Origin of the sequence: Lactobacillus sp. ESL0684, from assembly GCF_029392675.1 — a bacterium.
Classification (GTDB): Bacteria; Bacillota; Bacilli; order Lactobacillales; family Lactobacillaceae; genus Lactobacillus.
In genome coordinates, this window is the sequence record NZ_CP113941.1 from 922,596 (window position 1) to 944,991 (window position 22,396).

Genomic DNA, 22,396 nt, shown 5'->3' on the forward strand with positions numbered 1-22,396 from the left:
CATGATTAAACTAATTGCAACAGATATGGATGGCACGTGGCTAACTGATGAGAAAACCTATGATGAAGAACTCTTTTTGCGGGAGTTCAAGATTATGCAAGAGCGTGATATTAAGTTTGTCGTTGCCAGTGGTAACCAATATGAAAATTTAGTTACTCGGTTTCCCCAAGTAGTCGATCAGCTGTATTTTATAGCTGAAAATGGCGCATTAGTTGCCAAAGGTAAGCAAGTTATTCATGTTGATAATCTTTCTACTACTGATTGGCAGACTTTACTAGGCTTAACACATGAATATGATGAAAAAGCAACGGTTTCTGGCTTATTAGGGGCTTATATATTAGCAAAAGATGGTCCAGAATATGCCAAAGAATTGGCTAAATATTATGAAAAATTAACGGTTGTTTCTGACTTTGACCATTTGGACGATAAAATCTTTAAAGTTACTTTTGATGTAGCAGCAGACAAATTGCCAGATATGCTTGTGGAACTAAAACAAAAGCATCCTGAATTAGGGTTTGTGGCTGGTTCTGCCGAGTCAATTGATATGTCGACTAAAGGAATGAATAAAGCGGTTGGGTTGGAATATTTGAGTAAAAAGCTGGGTATTAACCCTAAAGAGATGGTTGCTTTTGGTGATAGTGGCAATGATGTTGGGATGCTGAAATATGCTGGCAGGAGTTTTGCCACCAGTACGGCAATGGCTAGTGCTAAGCAGGCGGCTGATCAAATTATCGGTTCAAGCAATGATAGTGCTGTGCAAAAAGAAATTTGGAAATTATTAAAGGATTGATAGATTGTAAAGTAAAGAAGTCACTTGACTTTGTATAGAGTAAATTAGTTGAAAAGCTTCTTTTTTTGCAATCTTTGCCCAAGTCTGTAAGTAAAACTGGGTGGAGTAAATGAAGCAATATAAAAATATCTATTATTTGATAAATATTCTGTACAATGCAGGTGTAACGGTGTGGAGCGGCACCATCTATTTGTTTATGCATAAGGTTGGCTATCCATATGGCGAAATCAATTTATTTTTAGCCATCTTTTGGATAATAACTTTTGTTGCAGAAATCCCATCAGGCTACATTGCAGATCATTTTGGCTATCTGCACACCATTCAGTTTAGTGCGGTTATTAGAGCAGTAGGCTTATTGATCTTGATTATCCCGATTGCTAATATTCCTATATTAATAATAAGTGGCATTCTGACAGCCCTAGGTGATTCACTGCAGTCTGGAACTATGCAATCATGGATTGCCAATAAAGCAGCCGTAAATAATAAAAAGGCTGAACTAGGAGATATTTATTCAAATTATAATATAGTATCAACTCCAGTAAGTATGGCCGTTGGTTTTGTCGGTGCAAACGTGTTAGGAAATCTTAATTTGGCCTATCCGCTAATTGTGGGAGCTTTGCTTTTGGCAATAACTGCTATTGTACTGATCTTTTTACTGAAGTTTGATAGTCGTGATATAGGTGTAGCTAAAGCAGAGTTAAAAAAGTTTAACTTGATAAATGATGTTAAAAGTGTAATAAGTCAAGAATCGGGTACCTTTAAATTAATTTTATTGTTTTTGCCAATAGACTTTATTACCTATAGTCCATATACGCAGTGGCAATTATATTTTCAGCAGGGCAAAGAGGTCAAGACCGGTTTTATTTTAGTAGCAATCGATTTAGTTGGGATTTTAGGTTCGTTTATTTATAAAAGAATTAATCATAAAAAATTTAAGCAGCTCAATATCATTATATTTTCTGTTGTATTAGCAGCGATTACTATTTTGATTTCGGTATCATTGAAGCAGTTTTATTATTTTTCAGTGGCATTTTTCTTGCTCCATATCACATTCTATAATGTGCGATTATTAGCGCAAAATACCCTTTTGCAAACAAATATTAAGACAGAAGCAAGTCGGGCTACCATTATTTCTGTTGATAATGCTCTTGAAGCCGCAGTTTATTTAGTTATTTTAGCTATCAATAGTTACATTTCAGATCATTTTAATATCGGCGCTGCTTGGGTTGTTTTAACTCTAATCGGCATTGTTCTATTTGCGATTGCTTTGATTGTCTATAGAAATAATCGCTTAAAAGAAAGGCATAAATGATTAACTTCTGCATTAAAAATGTAATTCACATAAAAACCGCAAAGGAATAATTTCCCTTGCGGTTTTTGGATGATTAGTCTTCATAATAATTGCTCAATTAAACTTTTTAAAGGTAAGTCATAGTATTGCTTAAGTTCGGTCAAATGCTCAAGATCATGTTGGCCATAGATTGCCAGGAGATTGGCTAATTCTTCTTGCCAACCCTCAATCAGTTCTAACAAATATTGACTGCCGTGTTCCTGCATTGCTTGTAAGAATGTATTAGCAATTCCCACGTATTTTCCACCTAGGCAAAGTCCTTTAAAAATATCTAATGGGTTACGGATGCCACCGGAAACGATAAAGTCAGTCTCTTCGCGTGCTGCCATCATTGTGGCTATAACAGTCGGTAAGCCAATATCTGCTAAATAAGACACATCATGATTATTTCGAGCATTTTCAATTTGGGCAAAATTAGTACCACCACTACCAGCTAAATCAAACAAATTAAAGCCTGACTCCTTAAGTAGCCGAATGCTAGCCGCGTCTAGGCCAAAGCCAACTTCTTTAATAATAATTGGCACAGTTACCGTTTGTCTAATTTGTTTAAGATTGTCTAACCAGTAAAAATCACGGTCACCTTCAGGCATAGCAATTTCTTGAACAGTATTAAGATGAATTTGCAGTGCATCAGCAGCTAATTCGGTAACTATTTTTTGAGCATCATGTGGTTTGGTTAATGCATTAACGTTAACGATTATTACGCCATCAGGATTGGCTTCACGAGCTACGTAAAAACTAGCCAATTGATCTGGTTCTTTAACCAAGATACTCGCAGACCCAAGTGCCAAAGCGATTTTAGTTTTACCAGCGATTTGACCTAGAGTACGATTGATTGCTAGTGACTTAGGAGAACCACCCGTCATTGCGTTGATAAAAAAGGGAGCATTAACTGATTTTCCAAACATTGATGTCTTAATAGTAGCTAAGGCAGCTTTGCTTTCTGGTAAGGCAGGACGCAGAAGATGCATTTGATCAAAGCTATTTTTTTGTTTTGCATCAAAAAACTTTTGTGCTAAAGCTAAATGCTCTTCTTTGCGGTTAGATCTAATTGACATAGTTAATTCCTTAATGTACCAGTTTTACTTGATGTACATGAAAATTTAGTGGCAAGATTCCATTTTGACGCCAGGCAGCTTCTAGGGCATTCACATCAGTATCTGGATCGGCAATTACAATTCCGCAATCACCATTACCAGCACCGGAAGTTTTGGCTGCACCACCAAATTCTTCGGCAATATTAATTAATTTGGATAAACGTGGGATTTCAATGGCGATTTGCGTCATTTGTGCAAAATTTTGTAATAGTTGTCGATTAATCCGAATTTGTTGCTTGATTAAATTGATATTATTATGCTCAAAACCAGCAATCATTTGCAAAACACACTCACGTGAAGCAGTTAAGAAATGCTGATATTGGGTACTTACATCAGCTTTATTAGCGTTAGTTGCATCAACTAAACGAGAAGTAGATGCGGGTTGATGACTCCAACCGATCTTTAAATTTAGTCCTTGTGGTGGGGTCAATAATTGGATTTTTAGGCCAGGCCAAGCTTCGCTCAATACTGCGGATAACGATTTATGTGCCAGTTCTTCAGCCAACCAATCTCTATCAAAAGTTTGGTAAGCTAACCAACCCCCATAAACGCTAGCGGCAATATCTCCAGCTGAACCATTTTGCTGAACTGAATAGTGAGCAATTGCTGAAAGTTTGTAAACTAATTCATTGCTAAAGGAGACGCCATAAAATCGTAAAATTGCTTTAACTGTTGCTACTGTAACGGCTGCACTCGATCCTAGACCGTACTTTTTACCATCAGGTGAATCCAAGTCAGAATTAATGTGCAAATCATAGACTTCCATGTTAATGTTCTGCTCTAAGCAGAAGCTTTCGGTATATGAAATGGCAGCTAGAATATATTCAAATGGATTATCACGATTATCGATGACCATCTTAGCGCCACGTCTGACCCAATGGATCGAGTCTTGAGAGTATTGCTTAGAATGAATGGTTCCAGTAGTTGACTTGCTTTTAGTAATTGAAACCCGAATAAATTGATTAACCGCAACTAAAATAGCGGGACAGTCTTGTTCTAAGACGGCATATTCACCAGCGATATATAATTTTCCGGGTGCTTGTTCTGTTATCAAAAGAATTTAATCTCCTAATCCAATTTAACGATATTGATTAGTTGAGGCACGAAATACCAGTGCCAAAACTCGCATGTATTATCTTAACATTCTGGAATTCAGACATAAACCGGGATGTAATTTCTTTTACATTTCTTAATTGACAGAGCACTTTTACGTTAGGTCCAGCATCAATTGTGCAGTAACATTCAATGCCCGAATTACGCAATTGTTGAACTAGCTTAATTGCACGCAGAGTATTGGGTTCAAAATAGGTAAAACCAGGATTGGCAGATAGATTAATGGCGTGCATTTCCATTGCATTCAATTCTGCTTGTTGACCTAAGCTAGAAAAATCATTGGCTTTAATCGCGTTGATCATCGTATTTAGTTCTGCTTCATTACGAGCAAGCCACGGCTTAAAAAAAGGTGACGTCTGAGCTTGCTGCATTCCGGCAGTTGATGGCAAGTCTTTAGGCAATTGGTTGAGTTCAATTGCTAGCAACTGTAAATCCATTTTCGGTTTTTCGGTTAGGGCATAAGCGTAAGACGACTCATCGGTTGTACCTTTTTGCCAAATCGCAAAACCACCAAAAATTGAGCGACTAGCAGATCCAGAGCCAAGCCGTGCAAGCCGTGATAGTTCTGTTTGACTGACTTTAATGTGGTAATGCTCACAAAAAGCTCCGGCCAATGCCGCGAATGCGGAACTAGAAGAGGCTAAACCAGCCGCAGTAGGAACGTGATTGGTGGATTTAACTATTAAATTTCCGCTAACGCCGAATTTTGCTTGTAATTTTTTTATGTAGGTAAAGACACGCTGAGCACTGTTACCGGTTTGTTTGCTGCCGTTAAGATAGAACTCGTTGGTAGTAGAACTATTGGTAATCTGCGTATCAGTATAAAACTTATCTAAAGTCATTGATAAGCTAGACATTAATGGTAATCGTAATTGGCTATCAGCTTTACCCCAATACTTGATGAGCGCGATATTAGTATGAGCACGAATCGTTTTAGTCATTAAATTTCCTCGATCCAATAATTGGTAATTAAGCCTTGACTCTTTAAGGCGATTGTTTGGGCAATTGCGGAATTTGGGCAGAGAGCAATCACGATGCCTCCAAGTCCACTGCCAGATAGTTTAAAGCCTAATGCTTGAGAATTTAGCGCAATGGTATTTAGATTGTCGATTTTTTTGGTTGATAAATTAAAAGAATGCAAAATAGCCTGAGCCTCATTAAAGACTTGCCCTAACTTAGTTTGGTCCTGTCTAAGCCAAGCGACTTTGGCAACATCTGTTAATTGTCCTAATAGCTTTATATTATCTTGAGCTGTTTGGGACTTGTTAGTCTGCTGACGTACTTGGGTTACTGCTTGTTTAGTATTCCCCAGTTCACCTGTATCCATAATTAACAATGTAGCCTTAAGTTTAGCTGGCAGGGAATGCGCTCCAGTTTGCGGATTAAAAAAGATTGGCAAATCAGAATTAACGGTAGCAGCGTCAATACCTGAGGCTTTGCCGTGATTAATCATTTCTGCTTGGTTGGTGATAGCCATCACGTCTGACTCAGTTAAATTAAGTGTCAAATATTCTCCTAGAGCTTTCGTAGTGGCTAAGGCTACTGTTGCACTGGAACCCAATCCCCGTTCAATCGGGATCTCTCCGGTATAAGTAATCTTGACTGGTGGTTCCTTGATAGCCTTTGCTAGCAGCGTTTTAACCACAAACTTTAGGCCATTATATTCATCTGGTGCAGCAAAAAATGGCCCCTGATATTTCCCAGTTGATAACCAAACTTGTTTGCTAGGTTCAACGGTGGCTGTAATTTGTAGTGAGGTGATTGGCAGCGCTAAGGCGTTATAGCCATAGACTACGGAATGCTCACCAATCAGAATGACTTTGCCATGTGCTGAATAACTACATTTCATTTTATTTAAGATCCTTAATGTTAGAAAAAAACTACTACTCCTATGCTAAAATAATAGCTAAGGAGAAAAACAAATGATCAAGATGCTCGTTGGCCGCCAAACGGATGCCTTACAAGAAAAAATTCTGCAACTAGCAGTTGAAAACTATCAACGCCAGCCAGAACATGAAACTTTTATTATTGTTCCTAATCATATTAAGTTTACCACAGAAGTTAACGCGATAAATAAGCTAGCAGTAAGTCAAAATCAAACTGAGCAGTCAGTTAAAAATTTGCAGGTTTTATCGTTTTCCAGATTAGCTTGGTACTTTTTAAAGGATCACGCAATTCCTACTCAACTTGATGATGCCGCGGCGGCGATGCTAATCGCAAAAATTATTGAACAAAATCGCTCGCAGCTACATTTATTTAAAAACGTTAGTGTCAATTCCGGATTAGTGAAACAACTATATAATACGATCTTGCAGGTACAATCTGGTAATCTCGACTTGGATGAGATTGAGAATGATGATTTAGACTTAGAAACCAAAAATAAAATTGCGGATTTAAAAATTATTTATGACGCCTTTAACTTAGAAATTGCAGATAAATTTGCTACAAAAAATGAATTGCAATTACAGTTAAACGAATTCTTAGCTCAAAAAAAAGATCTTGCGCAAACTGATTTTTATTTTACTGATTTTTCTCACTTTTCCTTGCAAGAATGTTTAACGATTAAATTATTATTAATGCATGCTGGTAGTGTCACCTTAGCGTTTAAAACTAAGGTTGGCGAGCTTAATTCTCAAGCCGAACCTGGTAACTATGACTATGTTATCCAAAAAACGATTAGTCAATTGACTCACTTTATGCAGGAACGCCAGCTTGACTATCAAGTTGAAAAAACACCGATTGCACCTAAACAGAGTGAACGTGAACTCTTAAATGCTTATTGGACGCAAAGTATCACTAAGCCTGAAACCTTGAAACAGGTGCAATTAGTTAGAGCAGATTCACGTTATGCTGAGGCTTATTTTGTAGCACATACGATTTATCAGCAGGTGGCTTTGAGTAATTATCGTTATCGTGATTTTTTGGTCTTGGCACCTAATCTACAGGAATATGAAACGTACTTAACTCCAATATTACGGCAAAATGAAATTCCGTTTTTTAATGACTTACAACAAGAGATGAAGTATCATCCACTAGTAGTTTTGATTGAAAACATCGCGCAGTTATTGACCAAACCTTTGCAGACCCAAAATTTACTAGCTATTATGAAAACTCGCTTACTAATCCCTGAGACATACCAAACTGAAGAAGAATATGTGCATGATGTTGATGAACTGGAAAATTTTGTATTAGCTCACGGAATCAATCATGGGTTATGGAAACGTGACTTTACCGAATACGTTAAAGCAGAAGTAACTACACTTGATAAAAATCCTAGTGAAGTTGCTAAGCTTGAGCAACTTAAACAATATTTTGTTAAGCAAATTTCGACTTTGTTGGCTGATTTGCAAAAGCAAACTGACAGTCAAAAGGCCATTACCATTTTCTTTAATTTTTTAACCCAAAACGGTGTCGCAAAGAGGCTAGAAAAATGGCGGGCTGATGCTCAAGAGCAGGGTGACTTGCAACAAGCCGCGCAACCTGAGCAAGTTTGGGACTTACTAATTAAATTATTGCAAGATTATTTGTTAATCAATCCAGACAATTTTGTTACGGAAAGTTTTTTCTATGTCTTGACTAATGGCTTTAAAGAAGCAACTTTTTCACAAATACCGTCGACTTTAGACGCTGTTAATCTTTCTGAGATGGGGATGATCCAGACTAGCGGGTATAAGCAGGTATTCATTATTGGTGCTACTAGCAACAATTTACCAGCAATTCAAAATAATCCTGGCTTTTTAAATAAGGAAAATCTCGCCAAGTTAAGTGGAGCATTTAGTGAAGATGCTTATATAGAAGATCAGCAACAGCTAAACAACTTAGATCAAGATTATCAATTTGGTATTTCATTGGCATTAGCGCAAGATCGTGTTTATTTGTCATATCCAGTTATTAATGCCGCTAATGAAGAACTTACACCATCGGTTTATTATGAACGGTTGGAGAATGTAGCGCCAGCAGAGTTTAAGCAGCATAGCTTGCCACAGAGTAAACAAGATCTAGCTGCATTTATTACTAATCCGCAAGCTAGCCTAGGTTATTTAACCTATTTTAAGCAAGAACATGCTACAGATGCTGATGCAGCAGCCTTGATTGACTTAACTGCACTGTATCAACCTCAAAGAACTGAAATGGTTCTAACAGCGAGTCAATTTGACAATCAGCCTACGGATATAGGTCCAGAGTTAGCTACTAAGTTATATGGTACAGACCTGAATGCTTCAGTATCACAACTGGAAACTTTTTATGAAAATTCTTATGAATACTTTTTGAATTATGGTTTACACCTACATAAGCGTTTTGAAAATGAATTTGATGTAATTCAAGCTGGAAATTATTTTCATGAAACTTTTGATCGTTTAGTTAAGGAATTGGAACGGCAAAAACTTGATTTGGCAGATATTGGTGAGCTAGAGTTACAGCAGTTACTGGAATTAGTGCGGACAAAAATCAAAAACGAAGCCAAGTATCAACAATTAGCCCATGATCCATTTAATCAGTATTTATTTAAATGCTTGGACAGAACAACCAGTAATGTAGCAACTGGCTGGCGTAAGGCGCTTCAAAAAACGCCGCTTAGAGCCAACTATTCAGAGCTTAGCTTTGGTTTAGGAGAAAGGGTTACAGGACTTAGCTTTAATGTACCCAATGTTGTCGGTCAGCATCAAGTTAATTTGCGAGGCAAGATGGATCGCGTTGATTTAGCACCACTGGCTGATAAGAATGCTTTTTTAGCACAGGTAATTGATTATAAGTCATCGGCGAAAAAGTTTGATTTAGGATTATTTTACCAAGGAATTTCCTTGCAGATGATTTCCTATCTCGATGTTCTAGCACAAAATCAAGACTTTTTTGTGGGAGATAAGCCACTGTCTTTACTTGGAGCTTTTTACCAAACTGTAACTAGGAAAGTTGACCGCTTAAATAGTGATAATCTGATTACTCCTAGTCTTGAACTTAAGCAGGACAAACTAGTAGGCAAAGAAAATCTGAAATATACTGGGATAATTAACAATGATCCAGAACTATTGCTGCAGGCTGAACCATTATTATCTCAAACGGGTAATTCTTCAGATTTATATAAGGGTATTGCCGCCAACAAGAATGGTAGTTTTAGACTACCTAAAGATACTGCTTTCTCGCGCGAAGAAATCGAACTCCTGCTTAAATATGATGAGGAGTTAATTAAGGCTGCAGCTAGCCAAATCTTAACGGGAAAAATTAAACTCAACCCTTATCAAGTAGGTGAAAATAATAATGCATTAACATATTCGGATTATCGGGAAATTTTCTTTTTTGATAAAATGCTTGGTAATCAGTATCACCAAATTGATAGGCTAGACAAGAAAACGTTACTTGCTAAGATCCGCGAAGAATTAGGGGAGAGTGACTAAAATGCCTAAATATACTAAAAAGCAACAGCAGGCAATTGATGACCGTAATCTTGATATTCTAGTTTCAGCTTCAGCTGGTAGTGGTAAAACTTCGGTATTAACTAAGAGAGTACTAACAGAAGTGCTGGCTGGCACAGATATTGAACAACTATTAATTGTTACTTTTACTAAGGCTGCTGCCCAAGAAATGAAGAGTCGGATTAAACAAGGCTTAGAGCAAAGTCTAGCTTTTGCCACTGGCCCTGAGCAAAAACGATATTTGCATAAACAATTAAATCAAGTTGATACGGCTAATATCTCAACAATTGATGCTTTTTGCTTAGATGTGATTCACCGGTTTTATTACGTGATTGATCTTGATCCTAGTTTCAGCGTTTTGACTGACGAAACTCAGGCTGCTTTACTCAGAGAACGTGCTCTGCATGAAATTGAAGGCGAATATTTAGACGAAGCTGATCCAGACTTTATTGCTTTTTATGATAATTTTGCCGGTGACCGTGATGATCAAACTGCTCAAGATTTATTGTTAGACTTATATAATGTGGCGCTAACTAAGCCGGATTATCAGCAATGGTTAAAGCAGTTACCAAAACAATACCAGATAAGTGAAATAATACCGTCTAATTTATGGCAGCATAATATCAAGACACAAATAATTACCATGGTTGAAAATCTAGCAACTAAGATTGAACAGATATTAGGTACTAGTCAATTGACAACTAAGGAGTTAAGTAAGGTCAATGAGAGTTTCAACTTATTTGCGACTAATTTAAAAAACTTCTATCAAGCTGTAAAGCAAGATGATGATTACGATAAACAGCGTAGTCTATTGCGTAGTTGTGTATTCACAGGTAGTTATAGAAAATCAGCAAAATGGGATGAAGATTTACAAGCCAGTTATCAAGAATGTCAAGCTTTAAAAAAAGAAGCCAAAAATGTGATTTTTAAGCTATTTTCATCATTTTATGCTACAGATCAAAGTGATCAAGTAACTTTGCTAGCCAACGGTGAGCAGATTATGAGCGCAATTGTCCAAGCTGAACTTGCTTTAATTGATCGTTTCAATCAATTAAAGCGATCGGAAAATTTATTAGACTACAGCGATATGGAGCAACTAGCATATCAAATTTTGAGTAAGCAGACATCAGCATCCCAAATGGCCCGTGAATTTTATCAGCATAAATTTAAAGAAATTCTGGTCGATGAATATCAAGATATTAATCCCTTGCAGGAAAAACTATTACAGCTTATTAAACAAACTGGCCAGAATAATTTGTTTATGGTAGGGGATGTTAAACAATCAATTTACGGGTTTCGTCAAGCTGAACCAAGTTTGTTTTTGGAAAAATATCATGAGACTGCAAAAACAGAAAATCATGATCAGGAGCAGATTTTATTGGCAGATAATTTTCGGTCTACCAAACCAGTGATTAAACTAGTCAATCAAGTTTTCAGTCAGGTATTAAGTAGTGATTTTGGTGGAATCGATTATGCAAAAGAGGGCAATTTGATCTTTGGTGCACGATATTATCCTGACAATTTGCCTAGTGCCAGTGAAATTCTTTATTCTGATAATAGTGACAAGCGTAGTGACGAAGACGGCGAAGAAACTGATCCGACTGAAATTACGATGGTAATTGAACGAATTAAGCAACTAAAGCGTGAGCACTTTCAAGTTTATGATACCAATGGTGAAAAGCCTGAGCTTCGCCCATTTAAATATAGCGATATTGCCATTTTAACTAGAAGCCGTAGTAATAATTTAAAGATTATGCAGGCTTTTAATGAAAATGATATTCCGATCTTTGTGACTGATGCCAAAAATTATTTTCAGACGTTTGAGTTAACATTAATCATGAATTACCTGAAAATTATTGATAATCCAGATCAGGATATTCCATTGGTAACAGTTTTGCGTTCGCCGATCTTTAATTTTAAAGAACCAGATTTTGCTAAGATTAGAATTCATAGTAAAAATACGAGTTTTTATAATGCCTTGACAGCTTACGTTGTCGTTAGCGATGAACTGAGCCAGCGAGTTAAGTCCCTCTTAAATCAATTGGAGCAGCTGAGACAATTTGCAACTAATCACCGAATTTCAGAATTAATTTGGAGTATTTATGAGCAAACTAACCTATTAGAAATCATGACTGCTTTGCCTAATGGTGAGCAGCGTCGGGTTAATCTTGAATCATTGTATGAACGAGCAACTTCTTACGAAAGTGCTGGTTTTAAAGGGCTATATTCATTTATCAACTTTATTGAGCGGATGCGTCGCAGTCAGAAAGATTTAGCGCAGCCACTTTTAACCAAGGAAGCTGGAGATGCGGTTAGATTAATGACCGTTCATGGCTCGAAAGGGCTCGAGTTTCCGATTGTCTTTTATCTAGGATTACAACACAATTTTCAAAAAAACGATTTACAAGGAAACTATAATCTTGGACGTGATGCAGTTGGACTTACTATCCGGTGTCCGCAATATCGAGCTGATTCGCTAGTTAAAGTTGCTGTTAATTTTGAGCAGCAAAAGCAGTTGCTGGAAGAAGAAGCGCGAATTTTATACGTTGGTTTTACCAGGGCCAAACAAAAATTAATTCTAGTAGCTGATATTAAAGACTATGCTAAAAAGGTTTCTGTTTGGCAAAATCAAGAAAGTTTGTCTTTGACTGATAAGTTGGCTGCCAAAAATCCACTTGATCTAGTTGGTTCAATTTTGTGGGACAAAGCTACTATAGATAATACCCAACTATCTGAGATAACTAACGGCTTAGATCGCAGTGAGTCGCTACTATTTATCAGATATGAAAATAAACAACAAGCTAGTCCAAATTCAGCAATAATTCCGCAGCCAATACCTAAGACTAAATTACTGAATCAGACAACTAAAGCATTATATGATTTTTCCTATCCTTTTAAAGACGCGACTCAAACGACTGCCTATCAGGCTGTGTCTGAAATTAAGCGTGCTTTCAATGATCCAATTGAGACGGATCTTGCCAACGCGCACTATGTACCATCTAATAATCGTTATTTGCAGCCAATTGAAACTAAACCGAATTTTTTATATGCAACTAAATTTACGGGGGCTGAGATCGGCACGGCAACTCATCTAATTTTGCAATACTATGATTATCGTGGCGTTGGAGATGAGCAGCAACTTGCCAATGAAATTCAAACTTTAGTGGCTGAGCAGAAACTTAATCCGCAAATTGTGTCATCTTTGCAGCAAGACCAGATTAGCTGGTTTGTGCATAGCGATTTTGCTAAGCCATTTTGGCAGTTTCCTGATAAACTAAAACGAGAAGTTGACTTTGCCAGTTTACTGCCGGCTAATAGCTTATTTGCTAACTTTAGTGATCCAAGTGCCAAGATTTTAGTTCACGGAACAATTGATGGTTATTTTATCGGTGATAATGGTATTATCCTATTTGACTACAAGACCGATCACATCAATCAACAAAACCTACCACAAGTAATTGAACAACTCAAACAAAAATATGCTGGTCAATTACGGTTATACGAACGTGCACTTAATTCTTTTGCGCAAGCAAAAGTCACCCATAAATACTTGATTTTACTTGACGCCAAGAAAGTGGTAGAAGTTAAATAGAAAATATAAAGGGAGGCAGAAAGATGACCTCATTTACAAATGAAACTTTTGCTGTGGTTGATTTAGAAACTACTGGTACACAACGAGAAGCTGATAATCATATTATTCAATTTGGCTGTGCAATTGTTAAAAATCTCAAGGTAGTAAAGACTTACTCTTTTATGATTAACCCTCATCGTGAAATTCCACTAGCAATTCAAAATTTAACTCATATTCACAATGAAGATGTTGCCATACAAAAAGACTTTTCCTATTATGGACCTAAAATTCGTAAAATTTTGCAGGGAACCATTTTTGTAGCTCATAATGTTAATTTTGATTTACCCTTTTTAAATTATGAATTAGTTGAGCATGGTTTAGCGGAATTAACTAATCGGGCAATTGATACGGTTGAACTGGCCAAAATCGCTTTTCCGACTTTACCATCATACAAGTTAAGTGATCTAACTGCGCAGTTGCAGATTAAGCATCTGAATCCACATAAAGCAGACTCTGACGCATATGGCACTGCAATTTTGCTAATTAAGATTATCCATCGCTTATCAGAATTGCCTCAGGCGACTTTAAATACCCTTAGTTCGCTGTCACATGAACTGATTCGTGATACTTCTTGGATCTTTACTACCATTGCTGAAGATTCTCGTAAGCAAAAGCGCCCACTTGCTAAGCAACAGATGCAGGTACGTAATCTGGTTTTACAAAAGCAACGGTTATCTTTAGCAGCTGATAAACCAAGTGAAAATAGAACTTTTCCGGAAAGCGATCAGGATAAACGCAAACTGTTTGGCAATAAATTAAACTACCGTCAACCGCAAGTGGATTTAATTAATCGCATAAGACGTTTTGTAACAGATCCGACACAACGAGGTCTACTAGTTGAGGCACCTAATGGTACGGGTAAGACTTTTTCTTACCTGTTTGCTTATGCCTATAATTTGTATTCTAGTCGTAAGTTGGTGATTGCAACGCCAACTGAAGTTTTGCAAACACAAATTGTTACTCAAGAGATTCCCCAACTATTAGCCGTAACGGGGCTTGATTTAACAGCTGAAGTCGTTAAGTCAAGTAGTCACTATTTAGATTTAGACGGTTTTTATCAGAGTTTGTATCAAGGAAGTAGTAACAAATTAACTTTAATCTTACAAATGAGGATTTTGGTTTGGCTAACTGAAACTAAGACGGGAGATTTAGACGAGTTACAATTAACTAATTATCGAGCTCCATTATTTAGTCAAATTGCTCATCCAGGGGATGCACGTGTAGGTAGTAACTTTGCCAAGGTTGATTTTTGGAACTTAGCACGTGAGCGCCAAGAGCAAGCTGACATTTTAGTTACGAATCATGCCTACTTGGCAAATAACTACCATGATTCGATTTGGGGTCAAAATCCTTATCTGGTAATTGATGAGGCTCATCGCTTGCTGGATAATGTAATTACTTCTCGTAATGATTCATTTCAATTTGAATCGCTATGGGGTGTGCTGAGTCATTTACGCAATTTACTATATTACGCTGATGATAGTGTCCTCAATCAATATGCAAGTGATCGACAACTACAATTTTTATTAAAACAACTAGATCCTAAAATTTTAGCATTAATTGAGATAATTAATTCCTTACAAAAGATGCTGTATGCAAAAAGAGGTCAGGCAATTAACAAAAATCTTTTGGCTAATGGTCATCTGCTGTTAAGTTTTCAAGGTCCAGTTTTATTTGCTCAAAAGCAAAATTTTATAGCTAAACTTAGTGAGTTTCAACGAAAGTTAGAACAAGTTAGACAACAAACTAATCAGATTTTATTTAAATTATATCGAGAAAGTGATAATTCAAGTAATGATCGTGATGCGCTACTAAGTGAAATTACTGACCAAATTGATCGCCTAGATTTTTATGCGGAAAAAGGTTATCAATTAGCTGACTTATTAAATAACGATTCTCAGCTTGAGAGTGAGGGCTTTATTGTTTCGTTAACTAATCCGCAAGACGCTTTAAGTGTTAATTTAAATTGGCTTGCATTGGATGCTTCAACAGAGTTAACTAATATTTATGACCACTTTGACCATTTATTATTTGTAAGTGCAACCTTAACTAGCAATCATGACTTTAATTTTGAAATCAAGCAATTAGCATTAAGCGAGTTACATCCACAAAAGTATCTGGGTCACAGTACCTTTAATTTGCAGCAGCATTTAGAGGTTTTAGCAGTTAGTGATATGCCTGATTTTGCTAGCAGTGAGTATGATGAAGCTTTAGTCCAAATTTTAGAGCATGACTTAAGTAAAAAGAGTCGTGTTTTGGTTCTAATGACTAATTTATCGAAAATTAAGGATATTTTTAGCGCTATTTTGAATAGTCCGGAATTGCGTGACTTTGAAATTTTAGCTCAGGGAATTTCAGGTTCAAATAATCGAATTGCCAAAAGATTTGCAATTGCCAATAAGGCAATTATTATTGGAGCAGATAGTTTTTGGGAAGGCATTGATTTTCATCAATGTAGTATTGACTTGGTCATAGCTGCCAAATTACCGTTTGCTTCTCCTGATCAGCCTGAAGTAAAACTGCGGCAAAAACAGTTAGCAGATCGTGGATTGAACGTCTTCAAAGTAGATACGATGCCACGAGCACTAATTAGATTTAAGCAAGGAATTGGTCGGCTAATTCGCGGCGAAAAGGATCATGGCCAATTTTTGATTTTAGATTCACGAATTTGGCAACGTGATTATGGTAAGCAGTTTTTAAATGCCATTCCAGTTAGAACTCAAAAAATTAGTTTACAAAAATTAAAAGGTAAGTTAGACAATTATGATTAAAGATGATACAAGACAAACAATTAAATTCTGTGCTTGGTTGATAGTATTTTTGGTGCTAGCCTATGTGGTAGCAGTACTAATTTTTTATAAAGCTGGGCAACCTGAAGCAAATAATAATCACGCAACTTCCCAAATTGCTCTTAAAAAAACCCCTATAAAAGAAGTCCATGACTATTATCATTTAGACAGGGGAGTTAATAGCTATGCCGTTAAGGGAATAGGGAAAAAGCATCAAACTTATTATTTTGTTTATTTACCAGGTTCTAAAAAAGGCTATCTGCTTGCAGCTACTGAAGGGGTAAGTGAAACCAAAATCAAACGAGCTTATCAGGCAAAAAAGCCTGATAATCAGATTACTCAAATTAACTTAGGATGGTACAAGAACAGAGCAGTTTGGGAAGTTACCGCCAAAAGTAAAACTGGTAGCTATCGTTATCAATTATATGAATTTAAAAATGGTAGTTTAATATCTTAAGTCGCCAACTCGCTAAAATTTTGGTATCATTAACTTGATACAATAAGGAAAGTGGAATAAAAGTTTATGACAGAATTAATTTCAATTAAAGATAGTGCTAAATATGTTGATCAAGAAGTCGAAATGCATGTTTGGTTAACAGATAAACGCTCAAGTGGAAAAATTGTCTTTTTGCAATTACGTGATGGGACGGCCTTTTTCCAAGGAGTAATGCGTAAAAATGATGTTAGTGAAGAGGTTTTTGCAGCAGCTAAGTCATTGCATCAAGAGGCTAGTTTTTATATTAAGGGGACAATTCACCAAGACGAGCGATCTCATTTTGGTTATGAGATTCAAATCACCGACTTGAAGATTATTACCAATAATGAAGACTATCCGATTGGTAATAAAGAACACGGAGTTGATTTCTTATTAGATCATCGGCATTTGTGGCTACGTGGTAAGCGACCATTTGCCATTATGCGTATCCGTAATGCTATTTATAAGGCTACGGTTGATTTCTTTGAAAACGAAGGCTTTATTAAGTTTGATGCTCCAATTTTCATGCATTCGGCACCAGAAGGAACCACTGAATTATTCCATACTGAGTATTTTGGTGGTGACGCTTATTTGTCTCAATCTGGTCAATTATACGGTGAAGTTGGTGCAGAAGCATTTGGTAAAATTTTCACTTTTGGTCCAACCTTTAGAGCAGAAGAGTCTAAGACTAGACGTCATTTGACTGAATTTTGGATGATGGAGCCTGAAATGGCCTGGATGCACCAAGATGAGTCATTAGACTTACAAGAAAGATTTCTTTCATATGTTGTTAAGCAAGTTATTGAAAATTGTGAATATGAACTAGGAATTTTGGGTCGTGACATTGATAAGTTAGCTCCAGCAGCACAAGGAAATTACACCCGTTTATCCTATGATGATGCTGTTAAAATGTTGCAAGATGCTGGTCGTGACTTTAAATGGGGCGATGATTTTGGGTCGCCTGATGAAGCTTATATTTCTGAACAATTTGATCGACCATTTTTCATTGTTAATTATCCAACTGCAATTAAGCCGTTTTACATGAAGAAGAACCCTGATAAACCAGAAGAATATTTATGTGCAGATGTTTTAGCACCTGAAGGTTATGGCGAAATTATGGGTGGCTCTGAGCGCGAAAGTGATTATGACACTTTATGTGCTCAATTAGCAGAAGCTGGCTTAAATGAAAAAGATTATAGCTGGTATTTAGATTTACGTAAGTATGGTAGCGTACCACATTCAGGCTTTGGAATGGGCTTTGAACGTGTTATTGCTTGGATCTGTAAATTGGATCATGTAAGAGAAGCTATTCCATTTCCAAGAACAATTAATCGGATTGAGCCATAGATTTTAATCAAAGAATAAAACAAAAGTTGAACTAAGAGATTAGTTCAACTTTTTTAAAGGAGAAAATTAGATTGCATTATAACGACTTTCGCACTTTAGGTTTTACTACCTTACAAAATGGGTTAATTGCGTATTATTCACAACTAAATATTAGTGATGCAGAATTAATTTTAATCATCCAATTAGAAGCATTTAGTCAACGTGGAGACAATTTCCCAGCTGATGAGAAGTTAGCTGCCAATACTAATTTATCACCAGCAGAAGTGACCGGCTTGTTACAAAAATTAATTGACCAAAAATACTTAACGATTGATCAAATTACTGATAGCCAGGGTCGCATTGGAAATCGGTATAACCTGAACCCGTTGTACTTGAAACTAGACGATTATTTAGCTAAAAATGTTAATCGCCGCTCTGAACCTACTGCAGCAACAAATGAAGCTGCAGAGATTGACAATAGTCCACAAACTCAATTAGCAAGACAATTTGAAATTGAGTTTGGTCGCTATCTTAGCCCGTTAGAGCGCCAAGAGATTGCTTCTTGGTTAAATGAAGACCATTATCAACCAGAAATTATCAAGCTAGCGTTAAGAGAGGCAGTTTTAGCTCAAGCATATAGTCTAAAGTATGTTGATCGAGTTTTGCTCAACTGGCAAAGACATAATTTGAAAACCAGCGCAGAAGTCGAGAAGTTTTTACAAAGGAATCGCTAATGACTGAAGAAAAATTATTAAGCACAACTACAGCACGCAAAGTGTTGCGAACGATTAATCAGATGTATCCTGATGCGCAAAGTGAGTTAATTTGGGATAATAATTTTCATTTGCTCTGTGCGGTTCTGATGAGTGCACAGACAACCGATAAGATGGTCAATCGTGTCATGCCGAAATTTATTAAGGATTATCCTAACCCTCAAAAGTTGGCTGAAGCGTCAATAGCAGAAATTGAAAATCACATTGCGCAAATCGGACTTTATCGTTCTAAAGCCAAGCACCTAAAAGCAACGGCGCAAATATTAGTCGATCAATATGATAGCCAGGTTCCAAAAGATAAACAAATTTTGGTGACTTTACCTGGAGTTGGAGTTAAGACTGCTAATGTGGTCTTAGCAGATGGTTTTGGTATACCAGCTATTGCAGTTGATACACATGTCTCACGAATTGCTAAACGATTTAAGATTGTACCGCAGGATGCTAAACCATTTGAGATTGAACATCGATTAGAACAAATTCTGCCAGAGGACGAGTGGATTCATACCCATCACGCACTGATTTTATTTGGGAGATATTCAATGACTGCTCGAGATAAAAATGATCCTTACACTTATTTAAAAAGAGAAAATTAATTTATGGGAAAACAAAAAAACGACAACTTTGATGTTGCCGTTTTTTTGTTATGTTTAATGATGATCATGAGTATTATTTTCGTTATTGGTATTATTAGATTCGGGTCGATTATTATTCTGATTAGTTGAATTTGAATTAGGACGTGAATTGTTACCAGAATTAGAATGCTGTTGATCAGAAGATTGGTTTTGATCGCGATGATCATCATTATCATTATGTTGGTCAGAATGGCGTTGATTATGACTTGCTTGTGAGTTTGAACCATCTTGTCCAGCATTATTACGATTATTAGCATAATTGGCTTGCGTGTTAGTCGTCGAGGTAGTGTTATTAGAATTAACTTCCTCATCGTCTTCGTCATAGCCAGTATCATCTACTATACCAGCCGGTGCATGACCACGAACAAATAATTGCCATTGACCAGTGTTAGAAACTTCAGGCGGATTAGAGTTCTTAACGATACGTGCCCTAATAACTGAGTCAGGTTTCTCCCAATCAGTATTTTCTTTGTTTTGCATTAAATATGTCATCATGCTTTTATAAATTAATTGCGCAGATTGCTGACCAATACCAGAGATGGTTCCATCCTTGAGATTATCATAACCAGTCCAAACCCCCATTGAGTAGCTTTGCGTGTAACCTACAAACCAAGAATCCTTGGGTGTTGAAGCATATCCTGGATAACGAGCAAGATCTTGATCTGAATATTTAACTGAGCCAGTTTTGCCCGCTTGGTGCAGACCAGGTATTTTAGCACTAGTTCCAGAGCCAGTCTTAATAACTCCTTTAAGCATGTCGGTAATCATATAGGCAGTCGACTTTTTCATTACTCGAACACCTGCTGAATCATAATTTCGGGTTAAGCCATCAGGTGTTTCAATTTTAGACACAAATTGTGGCTTATGATAAACTCCCATTGCTGCAAAAGCACTAAATGCACCAGCCATTTGAGTACTAGAAGCATTGGCTCCAATTGCAACAGATAGACCAGAATGTTTAGGTACATCAATTCCTAGGTTACGAGCAAATTTAGATGCTTTTTTAATACCGACTTCTTGTAATGTCTTGACGGCTGGCACGTTACGGGATTGTTCTAATGCATGACGCATGGTCATTAGACCGTCATACTTGTTATCCCAGTCATAGAGTTGCACATTAGTACCAGGATAGTGGTACTTACTATCATCTAAAGTCTTGGCAGTTGACCAATTCAGATATTGAATTGCTGGACCATAATCTAGCACTGGCTTGATCGAAGATCCTGTCGAACGACTAGTTTGTACGGCACGGTTAAGCCCTAACTGAACAGACGAGGGGAGTTTGCGTCCACCTAAAATTGCAATCACATGGCCATTACTTGGATCGACAACAGTTGCCCCAATTTGCATTTTGTCACTGGTAAAAGGAACCTGTCCATTATTGGCTAAATCATGCAGTTTGTTTTGAGCAGCTTGGTTGATATTAACCGTAATTTTTAAATTGTCACGATATGGATCAAAGCCTTTTTCCTGAACTTCGGCAACCGTTTCTTTAATGTATGGATCATCAATTTTGCGTAAATCAGATTGCGCCTTTTGGCTATGATACTTTAGCCCTTTTTTAATACTTTGCTTTCTGGCTTGGTCATATTGCTTTTGAGTGATTTTTTTATTATCAAGCATGGCTTTTAAGACTATGTTACGCCGATATTTAGCGTATTTAGGATAAGTATATGGATTGTAGGCAGTGGGGCGATTCGGCATTCCTGCTAAGAGTGCTGTTTGAGCTAAGTCAAGCTGCCCGATTTTCTTACCATAATAGTAGTTTGCGGCAGTGCCAATACCGTAATTGCCATAATTCATATAGACCTTATTGATATAAAATTCTAATATTTGGTCGTGAGAATATTCTCGCTGAACGCGCATGGCTAACCATGCTTCTTGAGCTTTACGCCGCAAAGTACGTTGGGAGTCTTTAGTTGAAAAAACGGTTAACTTGACCAATTGTTGAGTAATAGTTGATCCTCCGGCAGAAATATCCTTGTTCTTAGCATTAGTCAGCATCGAACTGACGATTCTAATAGGATCAACACCTAACTTATCTTGATAAAATCGCTTATCTTCAACAGAAACAATCGCATCTTTTAATAAGCGTAATTGCGGATCATCCTTAACATAAATTCTTTTTTCAGAACCTAAAGATAATAAAAACTTGCCATCAGTCGTATAAAGTCCGGAAGAACCACCGCTTTCTAGCTGTGCCTGACTAATATTAGGCGCATCTTTAGCATAATAGGCAAAAAGACCTACTCCAGAAATTACTAATAATAAAACGGCTAGAAAAAACCATTTCAAAATTCTACGCCATAGTGGTTTAGGCTGCTTTTGACGGTATTCTTTACGTGATTGCCGTTGATTATTTGAATTATTATCATTACTTGTCATTGTTTGATTTCCTATCTGCAATAAAATGATCGACCGCAATTAGGTACGGTAGCGTAGGCTGAAATCCTGTTTTAATTTCAACTGATTGTTGCACAACTTCTGCTAAAGTTACTGAACTCTTATTTTTAGTCCACCAAGCCTTAATAATAAAATCGGCTGGTGTCACAAAATACCTCTTTAAGGAGGTAAAACCAATAATAGTAAAGCAAATTCCACGTTGTTTTAAACATTGATCCAAATGAACAACTTGGTGTTCATGAAAATTTTTCAACGGAAAATTAGTTTTGTTTTTAGTTTCTTTGGCTTCAAAGTCCAAATAATAACCTTGATAAACGCCATTATAATCTGTTGTAGACTCTTGACGAAAGTATGCTTCTTTAATTACTGCTCGTGAACGCTTAGGATAGTCGACTTTAACTATTTGGATTGGAGTCGGTTTTTTATGAACAATTGCGATTTCTTTTGTCCGATAATATTGATTGGACTCATTAATCATCTGTTCCAAAGTCATCCCGCGATCAGAAAAATTACTATTTTTGCGGTGCTGACTTCTTAAGTTAGTTTTTGCTATCTTAGAATCATGAAAAGCTGCTGAAAAGCCGCTAGGATATTTGACCATTATC

At 36.8% G+C, this 22,396-nt stretch carries 15 protein-coding genes; 9 read left to right on the forward strand and 6 right to left on the reverse strand.

All coding sequences use genetic code 11. The annotated features are described in order from the left end of the window. The first annotated feature begins 1 nt into the window (after nucleotide 1). Nucleotides 2–790: a Cof-type HAD-IIB family hydrolase gene (locus tag OZX56_RS04325; RefSeq protein WP_277140319.1), complete on the forward strand. Its 789-nt coding sequence runs from the start codon at nucleotides 2–4 to the stop codon at nucleotides 788–790. 109 nt (nucleotides 791–899) lie between these two features. Beyond that, complete coding sequence (locus OZX56_RS04330; protein ID WP_277140320.1) at nucleotides 900–2,102, forward strand: MFS transporter; 1,203 nt, start codon at nucleotides 900–902, stop codon at nucleotides 2,100–2,102. A gap of 80 nt (nucleotides 2,103–2,182) precedes the next feature. Here the strand turns inward: OZX56_RS04330 and fni are convergent, their stop codons facing one another. From fni to mvk, 4 genes are read right to left on the reverse strand one after another with little or no spacing between them, the layout of a single operon-like run. Continuing rightward, nucleotides 2,183–3,199 (reverse strand): type 2 isopentenyl-diphosphate Delta-isomerase, encoded by a 1,017-nt coding sequence (fni, locus tag OZX56_RS04335; protein ID WP_277140321.1) that lies wholly within the window; start codon nucleotides 3,197–3,199, stop codon nucleotides 2,183–2,185. 10 nt (nucleotides 3,200–3,209) lie between these two features. Beyond that, nucleotides 3,210–4,292, reverse strand: a complete 1,083-nt coding sequence (locus tag OZX56_RS04340; RefSeq protein ID WP_277126458.1) for a phosphomevalonate kinase — start codon at nucleotides 4,290–4,292, stop codon at nucleotides 3,210–3,212. 37 nt (nucleotides 4,293–4,329) lie between these two features. Beyond that, entirely contained in the window at nucleotides 4,330–5,292 is a 963-nt protein-coding gene (gene mvaD / locus OZX56_RS04345) for a diphosphomevalonate decarboxylase (RefSeq protein WP_277140322.1), read from the reverse strand. After that, on the reverse strand, nucleotides 5,292–6,200 hold the full coding sequence (gene mvk / locus OZX56_RS04350; protein ID WP_277140323.1) for a mevalonate kinase: 909 nt from the start codon (nucleotides 6,198–6,200) through the stop codon (nucleotides 5,292–5,294). Before mvk ends, mvaD begins: the two co-directional genes overlap by 1 nt. Nucleotides 6,201–6,273: 73 nt before the next feature. Between mvk and OZX56_RS04355 the strand changes: the two genes are divergently transcribed. From OZX56_RS04355 to nth, 7 genes are all read left to right on the forward strand, one after another. Then, entirely contained in the window at nucleotides 6,274–9,744 is a 3,471-nt protein-coding gene (locus OZX56_RS04355) for a PD-(D/E)XK nuclease family protein (protein WP_277140324.1), read from the forward strand. A 1-nt stretch (nucleotide 9,745) separates the two neighbouring features. Then, the gene (gene addA, locus OZX56_RS04360; RefSeq protein WP_277140325.1) at nucleotides 9,746–13,354 is read left to right on the forward strand and encodes a helicase-exonuclease AddAB subunit AddA; all 3,609 of its coding nucleotides are present in this window, start codon (nucleotides 9,746–9,748) and stop codon (nucleotides 13,352–13,354) included. Nucleotides 13,355–13,377: 23 nt separating this feature from the next. Beyond that, nucleotides 13,378–16,164, forward strand: coding sequence for a helicase C-terminal domain-containing protein (locus tag OZX56_RS04365; RefSeq protein WP_277140326.1), 2,787 nt, complete (start codon nucleotides 13,378–13,380; stop codon nucleotides 16,162–16,164). Further along, entirely contained in the window at nucleotides 16,157–16,639 is a 483-nt protein-coding gene (locus tag OZX56_RS04370; protein WP_277140327.1) for a hypothetical protein, read from the forward strand. The genes OZX56_RS04365 and OZX56_RS04370 overlap by 8 nt, the downstream gene beginning before the upstream one ends. A 66-nt stretch (nucleotides 16,640–16,705) precedes the next feature. Then, nucleotides 16,706–18,004 (forward strand): asparagine--tRNA ligase, encoded by a 1,299-nt coding sequence (gene asnS / locus OZX56_RS04375; RefSeq protein ID WP_277126451.1) that lies wholly within the window; start codon nucleotides 16,706–16,708, stop codon nucleotides 18,002–18,004. Nucleotides 18,005–18,075: 71 nt separating this feature from the next. Further along, complete coding sequence (locus OZX56_RS04380) at nucleotides 18,076–18,717, forward strand: DnaD domain protein (RefSeq protein ID WP_277140328.1); 642 nt, start codon at nucleotides 18,076–18,078, stop codon at nucleotides 18,715–18,717. Continuing rightward, on the forward strand, nucleotides 18,717–19,349 hold the full coding sequence (nth, locus tag OZX56_RS04385) for an endonuclease III (protein WP_277140329.1): 633 nt from the start codon (nucleotides 18,717–18,719) through the stop codon (nucleotides 19,347–19,349). Before OZX56_RS04380 ends, nth begins: the two co-directional genes overlap by 1 nt. 54 nt (nucleotides 19,350–19,403) lie before the next feature. On the opposite strand, the gene OZX56_RS04390 is transcribed toward nth, so the two are convergent. After that, complete coding sequence (locus OZX56_RS04390) at nucleotides 19,404–21,773, reverse strand: transglycosylase domain-containing protein (RefSeq protein ID WP_277140330.1); 2,370 nt, start codon at nucleotides 21,771–21,773, stop codon at nucleotides 19,404–19,406. Beyond that, nucleotides 21,763–22,392, reverse strand: coding sequence for a Holliday junction resolvase RecU (gene recU, locus OZX56_RS04395; RefSeq protein WP_277126447.1), 630 nt, complete (start codon nucleotides 22,390–22,392; stop codon nucleotides 21,763–21,765). Before recU ends, OZX56_RS04390 begins: the two co-directional genes overlap by 11 nt. Between the last annotated feature and the right edge of the window lie 4 nt (nucleotides 22,393–22,396).